Raw genomic sequence first — 3,735 nt, 5'->3', positions numbered from 1 at the left:
ACATAAACGTCGTATATCTGAAAAAATAACCCTTTATCAACAAAATTGGGACGTAATCAAAAATGCTATTGCTGAGCACATCCGTGTTTTATTAGCGTACCCAAATTAGTTTTGTGCGAAACTCGTGACTTTGTTGCATTTCGTTTGGGAATTGGCGCAATGATAGAAAAAGGGCTTACAACACCATTTTTCCCGCATGGCTTAGGCCATCTTTTGGGATTACAAGTTCATGATGTTGGTGGATTGATGCAGGATGAAACGGGAGAGTCTTTGGCTGCACCAGAATGTTATCCTTTCTTACGTTGCACTCGGATCTTACAACCTGGTATGGTATTAACTATTGAACCTGGTCTCTACTTTATCGAGACACTACTAGCTCCTTGGCGCGAAGGATCGTTTAGTAAATATTTTAACTGGTCTAAAATTGCGTCCTTTATGCCCTATGGTGGTATTCGTATCGAAGATAATATCATCATATATGAGAATAAAGTTGAAAATATGACACGTAATTTACATTTAAAATAATGAATGCTTATTTGATACCCGCAGAGTCGGTTGTTGTTACCGAAGAGATTAAAAAAAGCCGTTTTATTACTTATTTGGAACATACTGATGGAATTGCTGAAGCAAAAAATTTTATCCAAACTATCAAACATAAATACCCAGATGCTCGCCACCATTGTTGGGCCTATGTTGCTGGTAGGCCTGATGATTGCCAAAAATTAGGCTTTTCCGATGATGGTGAGCCAACAGGAACGGCAGGTAAGCCGATGATCACTCAGTTGTTAGCTAGCCATATTGGTGAAATTACTGTCGTTGTGGTGCGTTATTTTGGCGGTATTAAATTGGGAACTGGGGGCTTGGTTAGAGCTTATGGTAATAGTGTTCAACATGCACTTAACCTCTTAAACACACAGCAAAAAGTGCTACAAAAATATTATTTAATACATTGTGAATATGCGCATATAAAAATGATTGAAAAATTAATAAAACAATTAGCAGGGCAGATCCTAGCGCGAGAATATAGTGAAAATGTGATATTAGAAATTTCACTACCTATCAATGTTGAACAAAAGTTTGCGGATAAATTACGTAATTTAAGTAGAGGCGCATTAAATTTAACCCCTAAATCTTAATGTTATGACTAGATTCTCAAGGAACCACTCATGCATTTTCGAGCAATAACCCGAATTGTTGGGCTACTTGTTATCTTATTTTCTGTCACTATGATTATTCCAGGCATAGTGGCATTGATTTATCGAGATGGAGCAGGGCGCGCCTTTAGCCAAACTTTTGTTGCGGCATTAATTATCGGATTGTTACTATGGATACCAAATAGAAATAATCGACATGATCTAAAACCTAAAGAAGGTTTTCTGATAGTCGCCCTTTTTTGGACCGTGTTAGGTAGTGTTGGCGCACTACCTTTTATTTTTTCTGATCGGCCTCATCTTTCGGTTACCGATGCTTTTTTTGAATCTTTTTCCGGTTTAACAACAACTGGAGCAACCACATTGGTTGGGTTAGACACTTTACCCAAAGCAATACTCTTTTATCGACAGATGCTACAGTGGTTAGGTGGTATGGGAATTATTGTTTTAGCGGTAGCCATATTACCTTTATTAGGCGTAGGTGGAATGCAGCTTTATCGGGCAGAAATGCCTGGCCCACTTAAAGACAATAAAATGCGTCCAAGGATTGCAGAAACGGCAAAGACACTTTGGTTAATCTATGTTTTGCTTACTATAGTCTGCGCGATAGCATTATGGGGCGCTGGCATGGATATTTTTGATGCTATCTCCCATAGTTTTTCTACCGTCGCTATTGGTGGATTTTCTACTCATGACCAAAGTATTGGCTACTTTAATAGCCCTGCTATTAATACCATTATTGCTATTTTTTTGCTGATTTCTGGCTGTAATTTTGGTCTTCATTTTGCCGTATTATCTGGTCGTAGTCTTACAATTTACTGGCGTGATCCTGAATTTAGAGTATTTATCGGTTTTCAAATAGTTTTGATAATCATTTGTACGTTAGTACTTCTATATCATTCAGTTTATGACTCTCTATTACAAACATTTGATCAAGCCTTTTTTCAGGTTGTCTCTGTCGCAACAACAGCCGGTTTTAGTACCGATGGGTTTGCAAATTGGCCGCTTTTTCTACCGATATTGTTACTTTGTGCTGCTTTTGTCGGTGGGTGTGCAGGATCAACTGGAGGTGGATTAAAAGTTATTCGAATTTTACTATTATTCTTGCAGGGTTCACGGGAGTTAAAACGGTTAGTACATCCAAATGCTGTTTACACGATAAAATTAGGCTCCAGGGCATTACCTGAACGTATTATTGAAGCTGTTTGGGGTTTTTTTTCTGCTTATGCATTGGTTTTTATTATAAGTTTATTATTGTTAATGGCTACCGGTGTAGATGAGTTTTCTGCTTTTGCCGCAATTGCGGCAACACTGAATAATTTAGGGCCAGGATTAGGCTCGGTAGCTGAAAACTTTACTACCATGAATCTAACGGGAAAATGGATCCTAATAGTTACTATGTTATTTGGCCGATTGGAAGTGTTCACTTTACTTGTTCTTTTCACTCCAACCTTTTGGCGAGAATAATCATTTATATAATTTTATAGGTAACACATGAGCTATTTACTACTTTATTCTGGTGAAAATGGTCAGACTAAAAAAATAATACTTAAAATTACTGAATATTTATGTAAAGAAGGTAAGCAATGTGATGTTAGAGATTTAAATATGGATAAAAATTTTAATCTTTCTGTCTACCAAAAAGTATTAGTCGGTGCTTCAATCCGTTATGGTCATTTTAATCCTGCAGTGTTGAATTTTGCACAAAATCACCAAAAAGAGTTGAATACTATGCCAAGTGCATTTTTTGGCGTTAATTTAACGGCCAGAAAACAGGGCAAAGATACACCTGAAACAAATGTTTATGTACGTAAATTTTTAGCTAAAATTCCGTGGCAACCAACTATTACTAATGTGTTTGCCGGAGCGCTACGTTATCCCCAATATAAATGGTTAGATCGTATTATGATCCAATTTATTATGAAAATAACAGGTGGAGAAACGAATACAAATAAAGAGGTTGAATATACTGATTGGCAAAAAGTTGAATACTTTGCGCGTGAATTTAATGCACTTAAATAAAAATTTGATTAAAAATTGCTATTTTCTCTGCTTTTTGTCGAAAAAAACAGCAAACGACTAAAGTTTACAAATTATTGCTTGCCAGCTGCGTAAAACTGCCTATAATGTGCCCCCACTGAGTCAGTATAGAACGAATCAATTGAATTGAATTTTCTTGGCGCAGGGTAAAGAAAAGTAGAGATAACTAATTGACTTTACAGGTGAAAAGCGTAATGTACGCCACCTCGCAGCCCCGGTCGCACGCTCTTTAACAATTAATCAGACAATCTGTGTGGGCACTCGCAAGACATCATCAAAAAATATTTGATTTTAAAGTCTTGAAGAGTGACAAAACAGTTAATTCATATATGAACTAATATGCAGTAACGTTATTTTGGACAGCAGCGGCGAAGGTGGTCAAACACCGGCAAAGCGAGTTGAACAGAAGGGCGTTATGGTCAGTAAAACATTCTTTGAGCATCAAGCTTTTAATTGAAGAGTTTGATCATGGCTCAGATTGAACGCTGGCGGCAGGCCTAACACATGCAAGTCGAGCGGCAGCGGGAGGAAGCTTGCTTCCTTG

Annotated in this window: 3 protein-coding genes, 1 rRNA gene and 1 pseudogene; all 5 read left to right on the top strand. The window is 37.4% G+C overall.

Translation table 11 applies throughout. The annotated features are described in order from the left end of the window. Nucleotides 1-156: 156 nt before the first annotated feature. Nucleotides 157-525, top strand: a pseudogene (locus CBG25_RS02685) (M24 family metallopeptidase); the annotation flags it as partial. Then, the gene (locus CBG25_RS02680; RefSeq protein WP_290604337.1) at nt 525-1,136 is read left to right on the top strand and encodes an IMPACT family protein; all 612 of its coding nucleotides are present in this window, start codon (nt 525-527) and stop codon (nt 1,134-1,136) included. The pseudogene CBG25_RS02685 and the gene CBG25_RS02680, both read left to right, overlap by 1 nt. 30 nt (nt 1,137-1,166) lie before the next feature. Next, nucleotides 1,167-2,618 (top strand): Trk system potassium transporter TrkH, encoded by a 1,452-nt coding sequence (gene trkH / locus CBG25_RS02675; protein ID WP_290604336.1) that lies wholly within the window; start codon nt 1,167-1,169, stop codon nt 2,616-2,618. Nucleotides 2,619-2,645: 27 nt separating this feature from the next. Then, nucleotides 2,646-3,173: a menaquinone-dependent protoporphyrinogen IX dehydrogenase gene (gene hemG, locus CBG25_RS02670; protein ID WP_290604334.1), complete on the top strand. Its 528-nt coding sequence runs from the start codon at nt 2,646-2,648 to the stop codon at nt 3,171-3,173. A 468-nt stretch (nt 3,174-3,641) separates the two neighbouring features. Continuing rightward, a 16S ribosomal RNA gene (locus CBG25_RS02665) occupies nt 3,642-3,735 on the top strand; the annotation flags it as partial.

Source organism: Arsenophonus sp. ENCA (assembly GCF_002287155.1).
GTDB lineage: Bacteria > Pseudomonadota > Gammaproteobacteria > Enterobacterales > Enterobacteriaceae > Arsenophonus > Arsenophonus nilaparvatae.
This window is presented reverse-complemented; position numbering and strand designations above follow the sequence as displayed.

Bases quoted from the DNA above. Each gene is read 5' to 3' on its own strand.
- CBG25_RS02680 (WP_290604337.1), top strand. From the start codon at position 525: ATGAATGCTTATTTGATACCCGCAGAGTCGGTTGTTGTTACCGAAGAG.
- trkH (WP_290604336.1), top strand. From the start codon at position 1,167: ATGCATTTTCGAGCAATAACCCGAATTGTTGGGCTACTTGTTATCTTA.
- hemG (WP_290604334.1), top strand. From the start codon at position 2,646: ATGAGCTATTTACTACTTTATTCTGGTGAAAATGGTCAGACTAAAAAA.